Below are 20,231 nucleotides of genomic sequence, written 5' to 3' on the forward strand. Positions count from 1 at the left end.
AATTATAAAAATAAGGTATTTATAATTTTTAAAGCGAAATGTATGGCTCGTTCCACTGTGCGTAAAAATGAACCATGGGCCTAAGTTTAATTGATAAATTCAATTTTGCTTGTTCAGAGGTTAACTTTTGCGAGGGATAAGCGCGAAGAAATAGTAAAACTTAATGGGTTAAACGATGAGCGTTATTAAGGGTAAATAATTATAGGGCTTAAGGTGAAATGCTCAATTAATCAAGTGTTTACACTTAAGGTGGTAAGTACTAGACGTCATCAAGTATAGGCTTCCTTTATCAGGATTGGGCTAATGAATGTATTTGTCTCATATCAAAATCATGTTAGCTTAATTTTTACACATGTGAGTCGCTACATGTGCTGAGTGATTAAGTTGAGTGAAGATATGCTTAAGGAGAAGGGTTTACAGGATGTTTATCAAACAAGAGATATACCGATTTAGTATCGTTGTCATCAGTCTATTGAGCTTATCTGCGTGCAGTTCAATGTCCCAAAAAAACTTATCAGTTGATGTAAAAATGCCTGCTGCGAGTAGTTTACTCCAACTTCAAGCCAGTAAATATACTGTGCCATCCATTGAGAGTTTGACTCAACTAACACCGATACAAGAGCGGGAGTTATTGGCGTTTATTGCCGATGAAGAAATTGCTGCTTTACCCAATAGAAAAAAAGTGAGTCAATTTATTGGTCAAAAAGTGGTTAATTTTAACTATGAAGGTTCAAACTTTAATGCCAGTGATGCGTGGTTAAATAAATCTGGTAATTGTATGTCTCTAGCTATGTTGACCTATGGCGTCGCAAAATTCTTAAATGTTAAAGCTGTTTTTCAAGTAGTGCATAGTGCGCCCCTTGTGACCGTCATCACCAAGGATTTGATGGTGTCATCGGATCATGTCCGTACCTTTCTTTATGAGGTTGATAGCAGTGATTCAAAATCAAATTTATATCTATATGGCGGAGAGTTCTCTGTGATTGATTACTTTCCTGATCGTAACGACCGCAATGGTGGCGTGGTATCAGACAGTCAATTTTTAGCCATGTTTTACCGTAATTTAGCTGCTGATGCCTTATTGGATGATAAGCTTGAATTAGCTTTTGCGTTAATGCAAAAAGGCCTGTCATTAGCACCGGATTATGTACCCTTGATTAATATGATGGCAGTAGTACACCGCCGTATTGAAGCCTATGATATTGCCGAAGCCTATTATCAGTATGGTTTGCAATTTAAGCCTAACTCACTAAGTCTATTAAGTAATTACAGCTTTGTTCTGAATTCTCAAGGTCGAATAGATGAAGCGCAGAGTATTAGTCAGCAATTATTGGATCTGGAAAATGAAAGCCCTTATGGCTGGTATAGCATGGGAATAGAAGCGTTAGCGTTAAAAGATTACCGAGCAGCAGAGATATTCTTTAGAAAATTCATCAAAAATAGCCCTTATTTCCATCAGGCCTATTATGAGTTAGCCAAGGCGCTCAATGCACAGGGAAAACCCTATGCAGCTAAGCAGAGCTTGAAAGAGGCGTTGACGTTAACATCCCTAGGGGAAAACCAGCAGAAATATTTAGCCAAACTCAATTGGTTAAACTCAGTTGCTAGAAAAGGGCTTGCTGAGCAGTAGGTTATTACGATTTAAAAAGAAAAAGCCAGCTTGCATCATAGAGGTCAGCTGGCTTTTTTATCATTATGAATTAATTAATCAATAGTTAGTGCGACAATCTTAAGGGGATGGTTGTCATCAAAAGAAGGGAAGTCTTCATGGCAATTTAACCATTCAATTGAGCTGACACTGCGGTCTTGTTTTTCAACACAGCGCACTAAGCTGTTGAGCCAGGCTTGTCGTTCCACTTTGGCGACATTGTTACAGCACACTATGGTGCCACCACTTTTTGTTGTTAGCATGGCAGGCTTAAATAAGCCTTGGTAATCATTAATCAGGTCAACGGTGCCAAATGGGCTTTTTGCAAAACGTGGCGGATCTAAAAATACCAAATCAAATTGAGTCGCAGCTAACTTAGGGTACTTAGGTAATTTTTGCCCGCGGCGCCCACCAACCTTAAGACCAGCTAATTGACGCAGCGCAGGAAAGGCATCGCTTTGAATGAACTCACAAGTATCAGCCACCTCATTGAGCTCAGCATTCTTTTTACCCGCAGCCAAAGCAAATGATGAGAAATCCACATTAACTGCCCGAGTTGCACCGCCCATGGCTGCTGCAGTGCCAATACCGCAAGTGTATGAAAATAGGTTTAGCACGGTTTTGCCTTGGCTATTGGCTCTTACATATTCTCTACCGATACGCATATCGAGAAACAATAACGGGTCTTGGCCTTCATGGCGTAATTTTGAGGTGAACTTGATGCCATTTTCTTGGATAACTTGCTCTGAACAGGCAAAGTCATTGAAGTCATCAGCAAGATTATTTTCAATGCGTGAATTACGTTTAGCACGGTCATTGTAGATAATAGGTAACTCAATATGTGCGTTAAGGACTTCAGTTATTTGCGCAAGCTGTTGCTCAGTTAAGGTCTGATGGAATGTTTGAATGAGCCATGCATTACCATAACGGTCAATATTAAGACCATTTTCGCCTTCAACTGTGCCATGAAATACCCGAAAACAATCGGTTTGTTGAAGCGCTGCTTGTTTAAAAAATTCAGCGCGTTGATTAATGGCGTGAGTAAGAGAAGACTGCAATGACATAATTGTGCTCGTTAGCATTAAAAAGGCAAAAAGGGATTATATCAAGCTTCGAGTTACTTGTCGGTATGTGTTACCGCTTCTGAAGGAGGATTTATATGCCCTCTGTAACAAGCACTGAAATCAAGCTCTCATATTTATTTTTAAAAGTAACAAATTGTAGCCTTAGCCATATTTTTCATCGAAAATATCCACACTCTTTAACGAAATCTGTTACCTTTTTACATCCTGTAAATATCTGAAAATAATCGAAATAGTTTTTTATATTGTAATTGTCGAGCGAAATAGCAGATGACTCTAAGTTGGGGTTGTAAGACCATTTATGCTCCGTCAACTCAAGAGTATGCCGTAGCGGTTCTCTGCTTTAGTTATTCCAAGTATTCGCTATTTGATTAATTTTTCGATTTAGTTAGTTGTAAACGACGAGGTTCACTTGAATCACCTGCTGCGCCATAAACTATTACCTGCTTTATTGCTGTTCTTTTGCTGTATTTTTGCGACATCTGCTAGTGCAGAAAAGCCTGCCGCATTTGATCTATTAGATGAGATCGCCAGCAGTGAACACGGCCAACAATTAACTAAGTTATATCATGAGGCTGATAAAGATCCTGAGGGGAGTTTAACGGCTTTAGAGCAACTTAAATCTCAAGGTGTCATCGATGATAATGACTATTTTCATACTATTTATTATCTGATCCTTTATAACATTCAATTTGTACTGTCTGATGTTGAGGCGGCGGAGCAAACAGCTAAAACCTTATATCAATTTGGCCTTGATCGTGGCCAAGACTGGATTATGGCTGAAGGCTTAACCATTAAAGGCACCTTGGCGGCGAGAAAAAGTGAAGGTAAAAAAGCGCTGCGACTGATAGAGCAAGCGATTAGCTTAGCTGAACAACTGCATTATAACCGCTTACTGGCTCGTGCACTTAATGTTCGCGGCATAATTCACTCGCGAAGTTTAGCGTATGAATTGGCGATTGAGGATTATCAAAGAGCGATTAAACTGGCTGAAACCACCAATAATAGCGATTTTGTATTTAAGTTATATTCAAATATATCAGTGCTTTATTCTATGGTTGAAGATTGGCCTAGCGCGATTGAATACAATAAAAAAGCCACTGAGTTATATCTTAAAAGTGATAATGTCAGCTTTGAGTACTTAGTGATCCTATACAGTAATGCTAGTAACAATATGCTAGAAATTAATGATATAGAAGCGGCGACCCAATACAGTGAAAAAAGCATTGCCGTGGCACGGGAGTCCAATAATAACCAGCTTATTGTCAACGCCTTAATGACCCAGACCCACTTATTAATTAGTCAGCAACTCTTTGCTGAGGCTGAGCCAGTGGCAATGGAATGTGTTGAGCTCGCGAAGCAAGTGCATGATCAATTACCTTATAACGAATGCTTAATGGGTCTCGGCGAGGTCAGTTTATTTAAGGGTGATAGCGCCACTGCTGGTGATTATGCCAACAATGCCATGGCCGGGCTTAAGGCCATTGATAACCAAGACTCACTATTAAAGTCCTATGAATTATTGGCGCGAGTCTATCAAGCACAGCAGCGATACCCTGAGGCCATTGAGCAATTAACCACTTATTATGAAGGCACCCAAAAGCTGCTTTTCAATCAGCGTGAAGAACAGTTATTTGCCTTAAAAGCCTTGTATGAAGGCCAGCTTCAAGATGAAAAAATTGCCTTATTAACCGCAGAAAATGAACTGAAGGCCGCCACACTTGATAAAAAAGAGCTACAAGAAAGAATATGGTTGTTAGCTTTGGCTATTTTAGCTATTGGCTTAGTGTTATTAATTAGACGTTACTTTTTAAGTGAAAAGAACATCGATAGCCTGCGAACATCAAATAAAAGTTTGTATAAAGCTTCAAATAACGATCAACTCACAGGACTACACAACCGCCGCTATATCGAGCACTTTATTCATCATGAGCTAACCGCATTTCCGAATGCTTATTATTGTATGTTGATGATTGACTGCGATAACTTTAAAAAAGTGAACGATAATTATGGTCATGATACTGGGGATATCGTGCTCACAGAAGTGGCCAAGCGTTTATCGAACAGCATTCGTAAAGGGGATGTATTAGTACGATGGGGCGGTGAAGAGTTTATTATATTATTGCAAGTTGACGAAGCCGACCCCACCTCTCTGGATGAAGTGTTAAGCCGTTTTAATCAGGCTATTAGCACTGAAGCCGTTATAACTCCAGCTGCTGATTTAGTGGTGACAGTATCGATTGGCGCAAGTCGACCGACAACAGCCAAAAGGCTAGTCGAAGAGTGGGATTCAATCCTCAAACTTGCCGATACCGCGTTATACCAAGCTAAACAAGCTGGACGCAATTGCGCGGTTATTGCGGAAAAATAACTTATTCAGGCAAATGCACTTTAAAGGTTTTATCGGCGATAACTTTGCCGTTTAGCTCTAGGGTCATGCGCCAGTTGCCGACTTTGTTGTCAATTGGCGCCCAAATACAGTCTCCAAGGTAAAACTTCCAATCGTTTTCTTTGATGTACACTTCACCATCGAAAGGCGCTTGAATATTGCCTTCTGCATCGGGAATATCGGGGTGATAAATACAGTAACCTAACACTTGATTTTTGGCTTTGCGAATACGGGTGACAAAGCCAAATTCAATGTCTATTTCAGCAGGCACATGTACGGTGGCTTTTAAAAATCTTGGCAGTTCATCACTATCAGAATCCCATTGACTGAAAATCCCCGCTTGAATAATACTGACATCTGCTTTTAATTTACTCATATCTTGTAGATCTCTATAGCTAACGCTAGTCCTTTCTTTAATCCTTGCTCAGCTGGCTAATAGCGGCTTGCATTGCAAACTCATAGCCCTGAATGCCTAAGCCGCAAATTACCCCGACCGCTTTATCTGATAAATAAGAATGATGTCTAAAAGGCTCGCGAGCATGAACATTTGAAATATGGACTTCAATAAACGGAATATTCACCCCAAGCAGTGCATCGCGCAGGGCGACACTGGTGTGGGTAAAGGCGGCAGGATTGATCACAATAAACTTGGCATCAGTGGCATGAATCGCATTGATAAGTGCATGTTCGGCATTAGACTGGATATGATCAAAGTCTAATTCGGCACCATGGGCTTGAGACTGACACTTTGCCACAATGGTGTCTAAGTTATCGCTGCCATAAAGGCCTGGCTCACGACGGCCTAATAAATTTAAATTAGGGCCATTAACTAGTAAAATCTTGGCTTTGGGCGTCATGCACTTTCCTTAAAATTGCTACTGATGAGTATTGATAATACCGAATAAGGTTAATTTATCATGTAATTATTGCCATAAGTGGATAAATTTTCATGGCTGTATTAAGGCGAGTTTGAAAACGATTGCAGCTTAATAATCAGATTTGTTTTTTCGTAGCGCTTTCGTAGCGCCGCGCTGCTTTTTGGCATCGACTCTGCGGCGTTGACTGCCTTTAGTTGCTTTGGTGGCAATACGTTTTTTTTGCACTATACCGACACTTTTTACTAGCTCAATAAACTGCTCTAATGCCAGCTGACGATTAAAATCTTGGCTGCGGCTTTGTTGGCATTTTATGATCACTTTACCGCTCTTAGTAATGCGATGATCGGCTTTGGCCAATAGCTTTTGCTGATAAAACTCAGGTAGCGATGACTGACGTATGTCAAAAATAATCTGCGCTGCAGTGGAAACTTTATTAATGTGCTGCCCACCAGCGCCGCTTGAACGGATAAATTGCCATTCAATTTCATTATCTTCGATGCTGACGCTGTTGGTTATCTTGATCATTATATGATTCTACTTTTTACCATTTACTTGGGTCTATTTAAGGGGGCTGATTCGAGTTTATTGTTTGTTACCACTTGAGTTTAACAAACTTTTGTTTAGTACTGCGGATAAGATTTGTTACTATCAATAATTATCTAGAAACTAGGCCACATTGACCGTTTGGAGTTGCTTTATGTTGTGCCAAATCCCCGATATCGCTAAAGGCGTTATTAGCTTATTCGTTAGTGGGCGTTTATCTACCCAAGACTATCGCACTCAACTACAACCTTTAATCACAGACTATCGCGAGCAAACTGGTAAGGTTTTCTTATACATAGAGGCGGACGTGTTACTTGAAGGTTGGGATGTCAGCTCCTTGTCTGGGGGCGATAAAGTGCAATTACCCCATTTTGATGCATTAGTGTTTGTCGGCGGCCCTGACTGGGTTGGTAATGCGGTAAATTTACTCGGCCCTTTTATGCAGGGCGAAGTGGCATGGTTTCCACTTGAACAAAAGCAGCAAGCCATAGCTTGGCTACAACAATAATTATATTTGGTTAATTATCTCAAGGAAGTAGAAAATATGTCAGTGACACAATCATATTCAAAAATCGCCGCTGTATTAAGCGCAGGTTTATTAATTATCGGTCTAAGTGCCTGTTCACCAGAAGTAGGCAGTGAGGCGTGGTGTAAGCAAATGAAAGAAAAACCTAGCGGTGATTGGACTGCTAATGAAGCGGCTGATTATGCGAAGCATTGTGTATTTTAATTGATTTTTTAGCATGATAATTTGTGATCTAAGTATTGCTTGATGAATTTAATGGTCGCGAGTGGTGAACTTTCAGTTACACTCGCAGTCATATTTACCGATTCAGTTACACAACTTAATCGCTAAGATTTAATCACTCAGAACCACTAAGGTACGCTTTGCACTCATTGGTCGTTATTCAAAAATATGCCAAGTATATGATCGCCGTTATGTTACTGCAGTTTTTCAGTACTAACTTTGGCGGGCATCAACTGCATCTTGGAGAAAGCGAACAAGAAGACGTAAATCATTCACATTTGGTTTTTTCTGCCCCAGTAGATATTTGTGATAAGAATGATGTTGATAGTTTATTTGCCGTAGCAGACCATCAACATGCGACCAATGATAATACTCAAAACCAAAGCTATGAGCTTTGTTTAGATTGTCAGTGTCACGGTGGTTCAGCCACTGCCATTGGCATTGTGGCTAATCTGCTGCCAAGTATTCCCTTTTCTGAATCACCAAAAACCTTCATTGAAGATTACTTACCGCCTGAATCTCGTCTAAGTTACCGCCCCCCTATCGCATAAATCCTTTTTGATTTTTATGTGATTAATATTATTTCTCACCATTATCTAATTTGTATCAATTCAGCTCAGTAGTGCCATCTAGTCTTTATTGGCTAAATGAGAAACTGTGTATGTGTCTGTCGCTTTTAGCAGTACTAACACACTGAACTTAGATAATTTTTTACTGAAAAATATTAATCGTAAATTTGACAATAGCGTTTCAGTTAATACTGAAATCTAGGATTTATGATGAGAAAAACCCTCATTGCGACTGCAATTGCGATACCGCTATTTGCAGCTAACGCGCATAGTTCGACACCTGATGTCGACAAAAATATTGGCTCTAATGGGAGTCTCGCGGCACTAACGCAATCACAAACAGCAGTTCATTCAAGTGTGAATGTGTGGCTCCCCGAGTTAATGACGCAATTTGAGCAACTGCCTGAGGTGAGAGCCCAGAAAGTGTTGATGAAGCAAACTAAGCTGGCGTTAACTTCGGCAGATAATGCCATTTATAATCCAGAGCTTGGCTTGGATTATCAAAACGCCCCCGGTGATGACACTTACTCAATCGCAGTGAGTCAAACCATTGATTGGAGTGATAAACGCGGTGAAGCGGTTCGAGTGGCACAGTTAGAATCTGAAATGGTGCTAGCTTCAATTGAACTTAACCGCAGTCAGTTATTATCGCAGCAGTTACTGGCATTGGCTAACCTACAACAGAATCAGAAATTGTTGGCATTTAATCAGCAGCAATTTGATTCAGCCCAAAGGCAATTAGCGCTTGCTAAACAGCGTGCTGAAGTGGGCGATATCTCAATGGTTGAGCTGCAACTGATGCAATTGGATGTGGCCAATAATGCTGCTGACTTAGCGATTGCAGAGCAAGAAATGCTCAACGCAGAAACTGCCGTTTATGGCCTATTAGGGCCAATATTATTTTCAAACCCATCTCAATCTGCTGAAGTCATGACCCATAATTTACTGAATATTGACTACCTTGCCTTAGCTAAAATTCCGAGTTTTCAATCGGTATCGCCGCAATTGCCAGCATTAAAAAGTGCTTATCAACAAGTGATGCTCACCAAGCTGACAGTAAACCAAATGAAAGCTGATCTCGCTGAAGACCCAAGCATTAGCTTAAGTGCTGAGCGCGAAGGCAGTGACAATAAGTTTGCTGTTGGTGTCTCAATTCCATTGCAAATTCGCAATAACTACAGTGATGCAATCGCCACCGCCAGCGAAGATATTAGCATCGCAGAGCAAGCTTATTTAGTGGAAGAGCGACTCATGCAGCAGCAATGGATGCAATTTAATCGAGCGGTGCCGCGGTTGTTACAACGATATCAGCAGTGGGAGGATTTGGTGCAAAAATCAGGTCAGGCTGCATCCTCTGCTTTATCGACGCAATGGCGTAGTGGCGATATTGCCACCAGCGACTATTTGCAAAGTCAGCAGCAAATGAGCAGTAGCTACATTGCCGGCTTAAGGCTGGAGGCAAGCTTGTATGAAAATTGGCTTGCTTGGATGGGCAATAGTGGTCAGCTTGAGCAAATATTGCGTGAGCAATTGACCTCAAGGGATATGACCCAATCACTAAAAATAGCCAATTAAACCCACTATATTAGTTACTGAATATTAAGCATTCTTATGTTGTTGATTGACGTTTATGAACCGATAAACAGTCGCAAATGAACGCTATCGCAAAGCGTTATCAATAACCGCTTTTATATCAGTAAACCCCCGCAATAACTGCGGGACACATAGGTAATAAAGATGAAAAATATGCAACTAAATCCTTCTACACAGGCGATTTATCAATTTAAATCGGATGACATAAGTGCGACCTACTCAAACCGTCTCAAAGGTGGTTTTTTAAGAAGTATTAGCTTTGGGTTATTGATGGCTGTGACTGTTGGTATGGCTGTTGGTATGAGCGGATGTGTTTACGCTAATACGGATGCTGCACAGGCAAATATCCACAGCAGTGAAGAGCATGCTGCAGAAGCTCATGTGACAGAAGAGCAGGCTCCTGAAAATAATGAACCCCAAGATGAAAAAGGCGTAACTGAGACAGCTGCAGCTCTAGTCGAAAAAAGTAATGACACAGTCGATGATCACAGTGATGAAGCGCTGGTATTAAGCGAACAGCAACAACAACTTGCTGGTATTAATGTTGTCAGCCTCAGTGCTGGCACGTTTAATTTAGATGATGTTGCTACTGCCACATTGATTGTCGATCGCGATCGCACCATGACCATAGCGCCGCAATTAGATGTCAGAGTATTAAAGCGCCACGTCGTACCGGGGCAAGAAGTGACTCTAGGACAAGTACTGTTGACCTTAGGGGGGGTCGCAGTTGCGCAAGCTCAGGCTGATTATATTACAGCGGCCGCTGAGTTGAGCCGAGTAAATCGCATGAATAAGAATACCGTAACGGCCAGTCGGCGCTTACTGGCTCAAGTTCAAGCCGAGTTAACCCGAGCAAACCTTGAAGCAATTAAAATGTCGCCTGAACAGATAGTGGCGTTAACTTCAAAGCCGAGTGAAATAGGTAGTTTCAAATTACTGGCACCCATTAGTGGCCGTGTTCAACAAGATGTCGCCATGTTAGGGCAAGTATCTGCAGGCGGTGCGCCATTAATGCAGTTAACTGATGAGTCGCACTTATGGGTTGAAGCGCAACTGTCAGCTATACAAGCTGATGGTATTGAATCTGGCGATAAAGCCATGGTAAAGGTGGGCAAGGTCTCGATTGAAGGCACGATTATTGGTCGTTCGCATGAACTCAACCCGATTACACGTACCGAGCAAGTGCTTGTCAGTATCAATAATACTGAGTACGGCTTGCATGCAGGGCAATTTGCCGAATTATATTTACCTAATGCGCTTAATGGCGGTGTGGTGTTACCCGACGCAGCACTAACTCGCGGCGGTGATGGAGATTGGCAGGTGTTTATTCAAGTTGAGGATGGCTTTGAAGCGGTAGAAGTTGAAGTCGTTGAACGTCAACGTGGCATGAACATGGTTACCGGACTGGCACCAAACAGTCAGGTAGTGATTAGCGGTGCTTTCCTGTTGGCATCTGAATTGGCGAAAGCCGGTTTTGATATCCACAACCACTAGGAAGGAATAAGCCATGTTAGCTAAATTGATAGAGTCTGCCATCCGTAACCGATTGCTTGTCGGCTTAGCCTTGCTATGTATCGCTGTAGCCAGTGCGTTTATGTTACCCAAACTCAATCTCGATGCTTTTCCGGATGTCACCAATGTACAAGTCACTGTCAATACCGCGGCTGAAGGTTTGGCGGCAGAAGAAGTTGAAAAACTGATCAGTTACCCGGTTGAATCGGCAATGTATGCCTTGCCTGCAGTGACTGAAGTGAGGTCATTATCTCGCACCGGTTTGTCGATAGTGACAGTGGTATTTGCTGAAGGCACCGATATTTACTTTGCTCGTCAGCAAGTGTTTGAACAACTGCAAGCTGCCCGTGAAATGATCCCAGACGGCGTCGGGGTGCCAGAAATTGGCCCTAATACGTCAGGGCTAGGGCAGATATATCAATATATTTTGCGTGCAACACCAGAGTCAGGTGTCGACGCTGCAGAGCTTCGTAGTCTTAATGATTACTTAGTCAAATTGATCATGATGCCAGTGAGTGGTGTCACTGAAGTGTTATCTTTTGGCGGTGATGTTCGTCAATATCAAGTACAAATTGATCCCAATAAATTGCTCAGTTATGGCCTGACAATGCAGCAAGTCACCGATGCATTAGAAAGCAATAACCGTAATGCGGGCGGCTGGTTTATGGATCAAGGTCAGGAACAGCTAGTTGTTCGTGGCTACGGTTTATTGCCTGCTGGTGATGCAGGGCTTAAAGCCATTGGCCAAATTTCATTAACCGAAGTCAGCGGCACGCCTGTACGGGTAGCAGATATTGCGACAGTGGCTTATGGCAGTGAAATTCGTGTTGGCGCCGTGACTATGACTAGAAAGCAAGATGATAAAGTCGAAGTCTTGGGTGAAGTGGTCGCGGGTGTCGTACTTAAGCGCATGGGCGCAAATACTAAAGCGACCATTGATGATATCAGTGACAGAGTGGCCTTAATTGAACAATCGCTACCGGAAGGCGTATCGTTTGAGGTGTTTTACGATCAATCTGATCTGGTTAAACAAGCAGTGACGACCGTGGTGAATGCTTTATTAATGGCATTTTTCTTTATTGTCATCATCTTAGCGTTATTTCTAGTCAACATCAGAGCGACCTTACTGGTATTACTGTCTATCCCGATCTCTATTGGTATGGCACTACTTATCATGTCGTATTACGGCATGTCTGCTAACTTGATGTCTTTGGGCGGTTTAGCTGTTGCCATCGGGATGTTAGTTGATGGCTCAGTGGTGATGGTTGAGAATATTTTCAAGCATTTAACCAGAAAGGAAGGCACCTTAGCGGATGGATCAAATACTGATTCCAAAACGACTGACTTAACATCTACCGTTGCCAAAGTGATGAAAGCAGCTAAAGAAGTATGTAGCCCAATCTTCTTTGCTACTGCGATTATCATTGTGGTATTTGCTCCGTTATTTGCACTTGAGGGGGTAGAAGGTAAATTATTCCAGCCAATGGCGGTAAGTATCATTCTGGCGATGATTTCAGCCTTGTTAGTGGCATTAATAGCCGTACCCGCGATGGCGGTATATCTATTTAATCGTGGCGTTACCATCAAAAAAAGCGTGGTTTTAGCGCCGATTGAAGCAGGTTACCGTAAATTACTCGCATCAATCATGAATCGTCCAGTGACAGTGATGGGCACCGCCGTGGTGTTGTTTATTGCCAGCATGATGTTAGTGCCACGTTTAGGCACAGAGTTTGTCCCTGAACTTGAAGAAGGCACCATCAACTTACGTGTCACGCTTGCGCCAACGGCAAGTCTAGGGACATCGCTCGACATTGCTCCTAAAATTGAAGCCATGCTAATGGACTTTCCTGAGGTGGAATATGCGCTAAGTCGTATTGGCGCACCTGAGCTAGGCGGCGATCCTGAACCAGTGAGTAACATTGAAATATACATTGGCTTAAAGCCCGTCAGTGAATGGCAAAGCGCCAGCGATCGCTTTGAGCTACAACATTTGATGGAAGAAAAGCTGAGTATCTTCCCAGGATTATTGTTTACTTTCTCACAGCCTATTGCCACCCGCGTTGATGAATTATTGTCAGGGGTTAAAGCGCAATTAGCCATTAAGATTTTTGGTCCAGATTTAGATGTGCTATCTGAAAAAGGTCAACAACTTACTGAGCTTGTCAGTGCTATTCCTGGCGCTGTAGATGTATCACTTGAGCAAGTCAGTGGTGAAGCGCAATTGGTTATTAGGCCACTTCGCGATCAACTGGCTCGATATGGGTTAAGTGTCGATCAAGTGATGAACCTTGTTAGCCAAGGTATTGGTGGTGTGAGTGCTGGCCAAGTGATTGATGGTAATGCACGCTACGATATTAACGTACGTTTAGCGAAAGAGTACCGTAGCTCACCTGATGTATTAGGTAATTTGATCATGATGGGCGTAAATGGCACCCAAGTGAGATTAGGGGAAGTGGCTGAAGTGGGCGTTGAAATGGCGCCACCGAATATTCGCCGTGATGATGTGCAAAGACGTGTTGTGGTACAAGCAAACGTTTCGGGTCGTGATATGGGTTCAGTGGTTAATGATATCTATGCCATTGTGCCGCAAGCTGAATTGCCTGCAGGCTATACCGTTGTCGTTGGCGGTCAATATGAAAACCAACAACGCGCGCAACAAAAATTGATGTTAGTGGTGCCAATATCAATTGGCCTAATTGCCTTGTTATTGTTTTTCTCCTTTGGCTCGATCAAACAAGTCGCCTTGATTATGGCTAATGTGCCGTTAGCCTTGATTGGTGGTGTAGTAGCGCTTTATGTCACGGGCACTTATCTGTCTGTGCCTAGCTCTATCGGGTTTATCACCTTATTCGGCGTTGCGGTGCTAAACGGGGTGGTGCTGGTGGATTCGATTAACCAACGCCGGTTAACTGTTGAAGCTACTGACGGTGATGAAAGTCTATTTGATAGCGTCTATGAGGGCACTGTTGGTAGATTACGTCCGGTATTAATGACCGCGCTAACCTCTGCTTTAGGCTTAATTCCCATCTTGATCTCATCAGGTGTCGGCAGTGAAATTCAGCAACCCTTAGCGATAGTGATTATCGGCGGACTGTTTAGTTCAACCGCACTGACGCTGTTGGTATTACCGACTATGTATCAGTGGATCTATCGCAGAAAGTAGCCAGCTTTAAGTCAGGTAACAATTTTCCTGTATGGGTGTGAGTACTGTAACTACCAGTGTAGTTGCAGTGCTCCGGCTTCTCTATTGGTGATTAATCATCATCAATAAGGCGTTTATAAGCTCACTGAATCGACAAAACTGTCTCGTTTTAATTCATATATTTGGGTTGAACAAATATAAGTTTGCGTATTTGTTACTTTGACTAAGGCAGGGTAAAGTGGAAGGGAATAATCTATTTCGTTAAGGGAAGTAATGAAAAAAGTAATTATGCTAGCGTCATTGGTCGCACTTTGTGGCTGCAGTGCTGATAAGCCTCAAGAAGTGGAAATTAACTCAGCCGCTAATTCTGCCATTAACTCAGCCGCTAACTCGGACATTAATTCAGACATGAACAAGGCTAGTAACAAGAGTACCAGTAAGGAAAGTGAGGCAAACCCCGCGACGTTAAATGCTGTCGATACAGTAAGCCTGACAGAACCCCTGACTGCCAACATTGAAACTGAAAAACAGAAGAAGATCAACGCTTTATCTACAGCTCAAACTTCTGCAGCAGGTGAGCCATCTCAGTATTCTGTGGCAATCAATAATGAAAAATTTATTACGGATAATGTGGTTATCAAAACCGGTCAGTCACTGTTTAATATGCAAATGAATGACTACGGCGTTGTGAAAGGCTCTTTTGTTATTATCTCAACTGTCACTCCGCAGTGGCTTGAAAGCGACTTTTCTATAGATAACATAGCTAAAGAAACCTATCGACTTGCTCCCCATTCTGCTGATGAAGATTTGTATGCTTGGTATAAACAGTTAGCCAAAGATGTGCGATTTAGCGTGGTTGAGTTAGAGGTCGACTATAGTGGCAAAGCTCATGTTCCGGAGTTTTAAATGCTAATTTTTAAATACGAGTTTTAAAATACGACAGTAAATAAGATTTTAAATCAGCGAACAAATAAAAAAGCCACAACAAGTTGTTGTGGCTTTTAGCATTTATTAATCCTTATTTACGGCGACGAAGCGCTGCAAATGGTAATAATATCAATCCTAACCAACCCATAGAGCCACCACCAAAAGGTGATTTAGCTTTTGGGGTCTCTGTTACAACTGGAATGTCACTAACCGTCACAGATATAGGTGTTACTACATCAGCTACACCATCATTTACAGTCAATGTAAACTCAAGTGTTTCAGAACCAGAGTCAATTAATGGTGCTGTAAAGCTTAATTCAGCCGTATCTGTAGTGGTGAATGTTACTGCAGTACCAGCGGTTTGTTCCCACACATAGGTTAAAGTATCTGCAGCATTAGCATCAATTGCTGTCGCAGTGAAGGTCACTTCTTCACCTTCATTAACTTCTGCGGCATTTGCCATGACCGAGACGCTTGGTAAACGGTTTTCACACGCGTAAGTGTCACCTGCGACTACATCTGAGAAAATGCTCGTTTGGATATTGCTAAAGGTTATATCATCAATATACCAACCTGCAGCAAATCCTGAGAATGGGTCAGGGACAACGGCTGAGTCAGTGGCTACGCGGAATCTAAACTGTACTTGGTTACCGTTGAGTGATTCACCAAAGTTAATGGTTTCAAAACCCCAGTTTATACCTGAGTACATGTCACGGTCAGCAATAGCTGCTTCTGTATATTCAAGGCCAGTATCCGTATAACCGTCGCCTTCAAATGTGGCGCCAGCCTCGATAACATCTACCCAGTCACCACCATTGATACTGACTTCAACTACTGCGCCATCGAAACCTTCTTCTAAATTATATAAATGCCAGAAACTAACGGTGTAATCCCCTGCGAAACCCACAGTCATTGGGCGAGTTTCATAGGCGACATCTGAAGTAAAGCTATTGCCTGTTGCTGAGATGAGCCCATCGAACTCATCCCATTGATCTAAACCGAAAGTGCCACCAGCCATATCACCGCCAGCCATCACATTCTCGCTAAAGTCATTCAACCTAGAAAGGGTGTTAAGATCTTCGTATTGCTCTGTACCCGTTAACTCGCGAGTTTCGAAGTCGACGTTAACCGTTGTTGATAGCATATATTCATCAGCTTCAGCTCCCTCGGCAACATCAGGTACAAATTTCAGTACTAGCTCTTCGCCTGTTCCTGCGTTATCTAGGGTAAATTCTAATGGTGAACTGGTTGCTGAGCCAAATAGCGCAATATCATCAAAGCTAATAACTCCTTCATTGGCGAAGGTGACAGTATGATCACTTTCAACCATAACAGTCCCTGTCAGGCCTGCTAATGCTTCAGTACCATTATTCTGAATAGTGAAGCTAATGGTGCCAGTTTCACCCTTATCAAGAATGTTATCGCTTGAACAATATCCTGACATCAAGCCTTCGTAGTTGGCATTGAGCATGTGTTCACTTACTGCGTAAGTGGCTAACTCAGTTTCATATGACTCAACAACACCTGCGTGGTCGGTGGAGAAACGGCTTGGTGACTTCGCGCCGACACCCATTCCGCGTCTAGCGAAAGCGGCTAAGATCACTTTATAATCTTCAATATCGTTAGCATAGGCTGCAGCAAGGAGTGCATCACGACCTTCGGTAAAGGTTGGCGCCATTGGCATCATTTTATAACCGGCAACTAAGTAGTCTTTCATCAAGCTCTTAGCTTCGTCGAAGGTATGACGTTCATCGTTAACTAAGCCGATAAATGAATCCCACAACATTGCAGCGTAGACAGAGCCCGAACCATGGACTTGTGGATTTCTTTCAACATAAGCAAATGTCGATGGGTTAATGTCCATATTAGTTGAATATGGGAACTCACGGATACCGTTTACAAAGCTTGCTACATAAGTAGTATCGCCATATGCGCCAGCGTAATCCTCGTTACCTGCTACTAAGTTATCTGCAGCATCTGAGCCAAATAATAATGCATGGAAGTCACCAAAACCTTCACCCATAGAACGTGCTTGATTACTGCTTAAACCCGAACCATTACCGACTAAACGGTTACTGATGTAGTGCCCCCACTCATGGGCAACAATGGCGTTATCCCAAGAACTGTCTTTAAAGTTACGGGTTAGGTCATTCTTGAACATTTCAATAGAAACAGTTTCATTTGCATCTAAAAGCGCATATATAGCAGCGCCGTCACTGAAGTTAATACCCATGCTTGGAATTGTGACTGTATCGTCAGCTCCGCCCATTGGTGCAGGGGTACCATCATCGATGTTGTTGGCAATAATCACCGCCACTGCGCCAGCGTCTTGGGCATTTTTAACTTTCACGGTGAAGTTACACGCGCCGCGGTCAATAATGGCAATTTTACCAGCAATATCAGCGCCATTCACAGAAGCTTCACAGCCATCTCTAATTGGGTCAACACCATCTTCAATACGAACTAAATCGCCCGAGATCTCATAAACATCGGCACCAAAACTTGAAAATTGGACAATGTCTAATAAACCCAATGCAGCGTGAGAAGTGATGGTTAAACCATAATCAACGCCGTTTTCAGCTTGAGTGGTTTCCCATAAATACATCTGCATGCGTGGTGACGCACCATCAGCAGGGGTCGACATGTTAGCGTTATCAAAGCCTGAGTTATCTTGTACTTCTACATTGAGCGGATCGCCTTCAATACCACCTCGATCATAGTTTACTGCTTGGGCATTACCTGCTGCTTCATCAAAACCATGATCATAATAATCATTGTGTAAGTAGTTGTTCATGTAGAATAAATTAACAATAGCGGCTTTGCGGTTGTTTATTGAGTACTCAGGTTCATTGACATTGTATACATAATCAAATGTGTTAGCGCTGGTGGTTTCTGCTTGGTAATCACCATTGGTGAAGCCTTGAGGTGCTACAGCATCAACATAGGCATTCACATTGTTACCTGAGGTAGTTGTTGCATCATCTGCTAACCAAGGGTCCATTGTGCTAATTGGCCCGTGGCTTAAACCTACTAATGGTGCATCTAAGTAAGGTGCGGTTAGATAAGCGTCAACATCGCTGCCTTCTGGAGCTGGCATCACATTGCCGTGTGGGCTATCCCAAGGCTTGCCGTCAGCATCAGCGTAGATACGGTAATCAAAATCAGCGGCATGACTGGTTAAGTTTTTCGTAAATAGGACTTCACCGGTTTTAGCTGAAATGACGTAGCTGAAATACTCAGACTCACGGCTATCCACAGAGCCTGTTTCAATTTCGACGTAGTGGGCAGCAACTAAGTTGTTTTTATATTCAAAGAATACTTTCTTTGCGCGAGGTTCACCCACCAACACTTTATCATTAGCTGTGTTAGTCACGGCAAATGTTTCATATTTTCCATTCGAAGACTTTGAGGCTAGGGTTATTGCGTTACTGTTGCCACCCATTGCCTTAAATGCAGCGTTTATTGAATTGGCAGCATCACCAAATGCAGAGTCAGTATTCTTTAAAATAGAAGCTGCTGACTTAGTATTGGCTGAAGAACTAAAGTAACCAGAAGAAGCAACAAGGTTTAGTTCTCTGTCCATCATGACATTGAATTCACTGTTAAATACTTCAACACCGGCAATTTCTTGCTTATATTTAGCAATAATCGGGCCGCGACCCATATCATGAGTATTTGCTAGAACCGCTTGAGCCAGTCCTCTTTTAGCTGATGACATACCCGTTAATTGAGCCAAATAAAAATCGGCGGCATAAGCCGTTTTGTTGGCTGTTTTTAGGGCGCCTAAGTTTGGCGTAGACTGATTTTTACCAGCCCATTGGAATGTGGTTTTACCTAGCTGAGCATCAAATTGATTTTTCATACCGCTGACGGTCGCGGCATTTTCAATTTTATTATACTTTTTAACAAGTTGAGCTTTATCAAATGATTTATAGTTTGGTGCCTCGTTCAATTCAGTGCTTAAAGCACTAAATGACATACTTGAAAGAGTTGCACCAATAACGGTGGCTATTGCTGTTTTATTAAAGTTCATGTCTCATCCTTAATCCTTAAAATTTTTACGGCCCCTCTATAAACTGAGGGTGTACACTTTGTAACATAAGATAGGGATGTGTTAAATAATTGTTTTTTTTTGCGGATTATCGGCTATATGTTTTTTGTGGGATTGGTGACTTGATTTAGATTTGTTACGCACGCATAGTGTTGTTTTAGTTGCAAAAAAAACTTTAATGCTCACGGGGGTAATAAATCATCTAACATAAATTTTTACTAAAATTTATGTTAAAAAATGGTAGGGTCGGGTTAGTGTAAAGTTTCTATTACTGGAACTAATGGAGCGATAAAGGAGCAGGGTGAGAGCATGAGTGTTTATTTTTTGCTCAAAGCTTTGCAACCAGCCATAAATACCTTCTCAAAATAGTCGATATTCATAGCTGCTATCTTTTGTTTCCGACGAATACTCGCCTTCTTTGTTGTTTCCGCACGCAACATGCTTAACGTTATATGCCTCATGCAGGCCAAATTCTCCGCCGGGATCTTTCAGCTTGCTAAAATGTTGAGAAAATGCGTCGGTACTCATGATTGCTACTCTAGAAAAAGAGAGCATATGATCACAGCTCAACCTTTAGGTCAAATCAGATTTTATTGTTCATAAAACGTTCGCGAACTCCCCATGGATAAAGGAGTCACTTGAAGGTGAATTAACATTGGCAATATTAGCTGGTGTGATGACTAAACTGACTGGCTAACCCAGTTAAGTCGCAAGTATTTTGTTTGTGATACCAATCTCACCGCGGCTAATGAAACTCATCATAAAATTGCTGAAGCAAGGCGCGATTGCCATTAAGTATTAATTTTAAAATCAATATTACCTCCACCTTATAAACTTAATACTAATTAATTATTGAGTTTATTAGTTCTGCTAGCAATTGATTATTAGTTATCTGCTATTTTATTGGTTTGATATATGACGTTCTATTTTTAATGAGTGTATGAATTGCTGTTTTTCTCATTTTTTGATCTGTCAATTAAAATCCTGTCTATTTAAGTTTGAATTAAGCTTTTATTAATGTTTATTTAACACTTGATGGCGTATTTGGTTTCAATGTATTAGTTATTGATTATTTTTTATTTTTTATTGGCGGCTACTTTTTAAAAGATAGATTCATGATTCATTCAAAGGTTTTTTATATAATAGTAT

14 protein-coding genes and 1 pseudogene are annotated in these 20,231 nt (G+C 41.8%); 9 read left to right on the forward strand and 6 right to left on the reverse strand.

Annotation, left to right across the window (positions count from 1 at the left end):
- Window positions 1-421: 421 nt before the first annotated feature.
- Entirely contained in the window at window positions 422-1,630 is a 1,209-nt protein-coding gene (locus BCU91_RS00545) for a hypothetical protein (protein ID WP_102530675.1), read from the forward strand.
- Window positions 1,631-1,704: 74 nt separating this feature from the next.
- Here the strand turns inward: BCU91_RS00545 and BCU91_RS00550 are convergent, their stop codons facing one another.
- Window positions 1,705-2,712 (reverse strand): class I SAM-dependent methyltransferase, encoded by a 1,008-nt coding sequence (locus BCU91_RS00550; RefSeq protein WP_102530676.1) that lies wholly within the window; start codon window positions 2,710-2,712, stop codon window positions 1,705-1,707.
- A 430-nt stretch (window positions 2,713-3,142) separates the two neighbouring features.
- Here BCU91_RS00550 and BCU91_RS00555 point away from each other — a divergent pair, with 430 nt between their 5' ends.
- Window positions 3,143-5,101 (forward strand): tetratricopeptide repeat-containing diguanylate cyclase, encoded by a 1,959-nt coding sequence (locus BCU91_RS00555; protein ID WP_102530677.1) that lies wholly within the window; start codon window positions 3,143-3,145, stop codon window positions 5,099-5,101.
- 1 nt (window position 5,102) lies between these two features.
- On the opposite strand, the gene BCU91_RS00560 is transcribed toward BCU91_RS00555, so the two are convergent.
- The 3 genes from BCU91_RS00560 to arfB form a co-directional block, all read right to left on the reverse strand.
- Window positions 5,103-5,495 (reverse strand): DUF3859 domain-containing protein, encoded by a 393-nt coding sequence (locus BCU91_RS00560; RefSeq protein ID WP_102437633.1) that lies wholly within the window; start codon window positions 5,493-5,495, stop codon window positions 5,103-5,105.
- A gap of 37 nt (window positions 5,496-5,532) precedes the next feature.
- On the reverse strand, window positions 5,533-5,976 hold the full coding sequence (gene aroQ, locus BCU91_RS00565) for a type II 3-dehydroquinate dehydratase (RefSeq protein WP_076538836.1): 444 nt from the start codon (window positions 5,974-5,976) through the stop codon (window positions 5,533-5,535).
- 129 nt (window positions 5,977-6,105) lie between these two features.
- On the reverse strand, window positions 6,106-6,522 hold the full coding sequence (gene arfB, locus BCU91_RS00570; RefSeq protein WP_076538839.1) for an alternative ribosome rescue aminoacyl-tRNA hydrolase ArfB: 417 nt from the start codon (window positions 6,520-6,522) through the stop codon (window positions 6,106-6,108).
- Between the two features lie 172 nt (window positions 6,523-6,694).
- Here arfB and BCU91_RS00575 point away from each other — a divergent pair, with 172 nt between their 5' ends.
- The 7 genes from BCU91_RS00575 (at window position 6,695) to BCU91_RS00605 (ending at window position 15,010) form a co-directional block, all read left to right on the forward strand.
- Complete coding sequence (locus BCU91_RS00575; protein ID WP_102437635.1) at window positions 6,695-7,048, forward strand: STAS/SEC14 domain-containing protein; 354 nt, start codon at window positions 6,695-6,697, stop codon at window positions 7,046-7,048.
- Window positions 7,049-7,084: 36 nt separating this feature from the next.
- Window positions 7,085-7,270 (forward strand): DUF3012 domain-containing protein, encoded by a 186-nt coding sequence (locus BCU91_RS00580; protein WP_102437637.1) that lies wholly within the window; start codon window positions 7,085-7,087, stop codon window positions 7,268-7,270.
- 158 nt (window positions 7,271-7,428) lie between these two features.
- Window positions 7,429-7,839 carry a hypothetical protein gene (locus BCU91_RS00585; protein ID WP_241903494.1) on the forward strand — a complete coding sequence of 137 codons (411 nt, stop codon included), beginning with the start codon at window positions 7,429-7,431 and terminating at the stop codon, window positions 7,837-7,839.
- Window positions 7,840-8,064: 225 nt separating this feature from the next.
- Complete coding sequence (locus BCU91_RS00590) at window positions 8,065-9,432, forward strand: TolC family protein (RefSeq protein WP_241903495.1); 1,368 nt, start codon at window positions 8,065-8,067, stop codon at window positions 9,430-9,432.
- 162 nt (window positions 9,433-9,594) lie between these two features.
- Window positions 9,595-10,944, forward strand: coding sequence for an efflux RND transporter periplasmic adaptor subunit (locus BCU91_RS00595; protein ID WP_241903496.1), 1,350 nt, complete (start codon window positions 9,595-9,597; stop codon window positions 10,942-10,944).
- A gap of 13 nt (window positions 10,945-10,957) precedes the next feature.
- Window positions 10,958-14,125, forward strand: a complete 3,168-nt coding sequence (locus BCU91_RS00600) for a CusA/CzcA family heavy metal efflux RND transporter (RefSeq protein ID WP_102437641.1) — start codon at window positions 10,958-10,960, stop codon at window positions 14,123-14,125.
- Between the two features lie 252 nt (window positions 14,126-14,377).
- On the forward strand, window positions 14,378-15,010 hold the full coding sequence (locus BCU91_RS00605; RefSeq protein ID WP_102437643.1) for a hypothetical protein: 633 nt from the start codon (window positions 14,378-14,380) through the stop codon (window positions 15,008-15,010).
- Window positions 15,011-15,122: 112 nt separating this feature from the next.
- On the opposite strand, the gene BCU91_RS00610 is transcribed toward BCU91_RS00605, so the two are convergent.
- Window positions 15,123-19,064, reverse strand: a complete 3,942-nt coding sequence (locus BCU91_RS00610) for a rhombosortase-dependent M36 family metallopeptidase (RefSeq protein ID WP_102437645.1) — start codon at window positions 19,062-19,064, stop codon at window positions 15,123-15,125.
- Between the two features lie 335 nt (window positions 19,065-19,399).
- Window positions 19,400-19,561 (reverse strand): annotated as a pseudogene (locus BCU91_RS20475) (ISAs1 family transposase); the annotation flags it as partial.
- Between the last annotated feature and the right edge of the window lie 670 nt (window positions 19,562-20,231).

Source organism: Shewanella sp. 10N.286.52.B9 (assembly GCF_002873635.1).
Classification (GTDB): domain Bacteria; phylum Pseudomonadota; class Gammaproteobacteria; order Enterobacterales; family Shewanellaceae; genus Shewanella.

Excerpts from the sequence above, each read along its gene's own strand:
- BCU91_RS00590 (WP_241903495.1), top strand. The coding sequence starts at position 8,065 with ATGATGAGAAAAACCCTCATTGCGACTGCAATTGCGATACCGCTATTT.
- BCU91_RS00610 (WP_102437645.1), bottom strand. The coding sequence starts at position 19,064 with ATGAACTTTAATAAAACAGCAATAGCCACCGTTATTGGTGCAACTCTT.
- BCU91_RS00545 (WP_102530675.1), top strand. The coding sequence starts at position 422 with ATGTTTATCAAACAAGAGATATACCGATTTAGTATCGTTGTCATCAGT.
- BCU91_RS00595 (WP_241903496.1), top strand. The coding sequence starts at position 9,595 with ATGAAAAATATGCAACTAAATCCTTCTACACAGGCGATTTATCAATTT.
- BCU91_RS00560 (WP_102437633.1), bottom strand. The coding sequence starts at position 5,495 with ATGAGTAAATTAAAAGCAGATGTCAGTATTATTCAAGCGGGGATTTTC.
- BCU91_RS00575 (WP_102437635.1), top strand. The coding sequence starts at position 6,695 with ATGTTGTGCCAAATCCCCGATATCGCTAAAGGCGTTATTAGCTTATTC.
- BCU91_RS00605 (WP_102437643.1), top strand. The coding sequence starts at position 14,378 with ATGAAAAAAGTAATTATGCTAGCGTCATTGGTCGCACTTTGTGGCTGC.
- BCU91_RS00580 (WP_102437637.1), top strand. The coding sequence starts at position 7,085 with ATGTCAGTGACACAATCATATTCAAAAATCGCCGCTGTATTAAGCGCA.
- BCU91_RS00600 (WP_102437641.1), top strand. The coding sequence starts at position 10,958 with ATGTTAGCTAAATTGATAGAGTCTGCCATCCGTAACCGATTGCTTGTC.
- BCU91_RS00550 (WP_102530676.1), bottom strand. The coding sequence starts at position 2,712 with ATGTCATTGCAGTCTTCTCTTACTCACGCCATTAATCAACGCGCTGAA.
- arfB (WP_076538839.1), bottom strand. The coding sequence starts at position 6,522 with ATGATCAAGATAACCAACAGCGTCAGCATCGAAGATAATGAAATTGAA.
- aroQ (WP_076538836.1), bottom strand. The coding sequence starts at position 5,976 with ATGACGCCCAAAGCCAAGATTTTACTAGTTAATGGCCCTAATTTAAAT.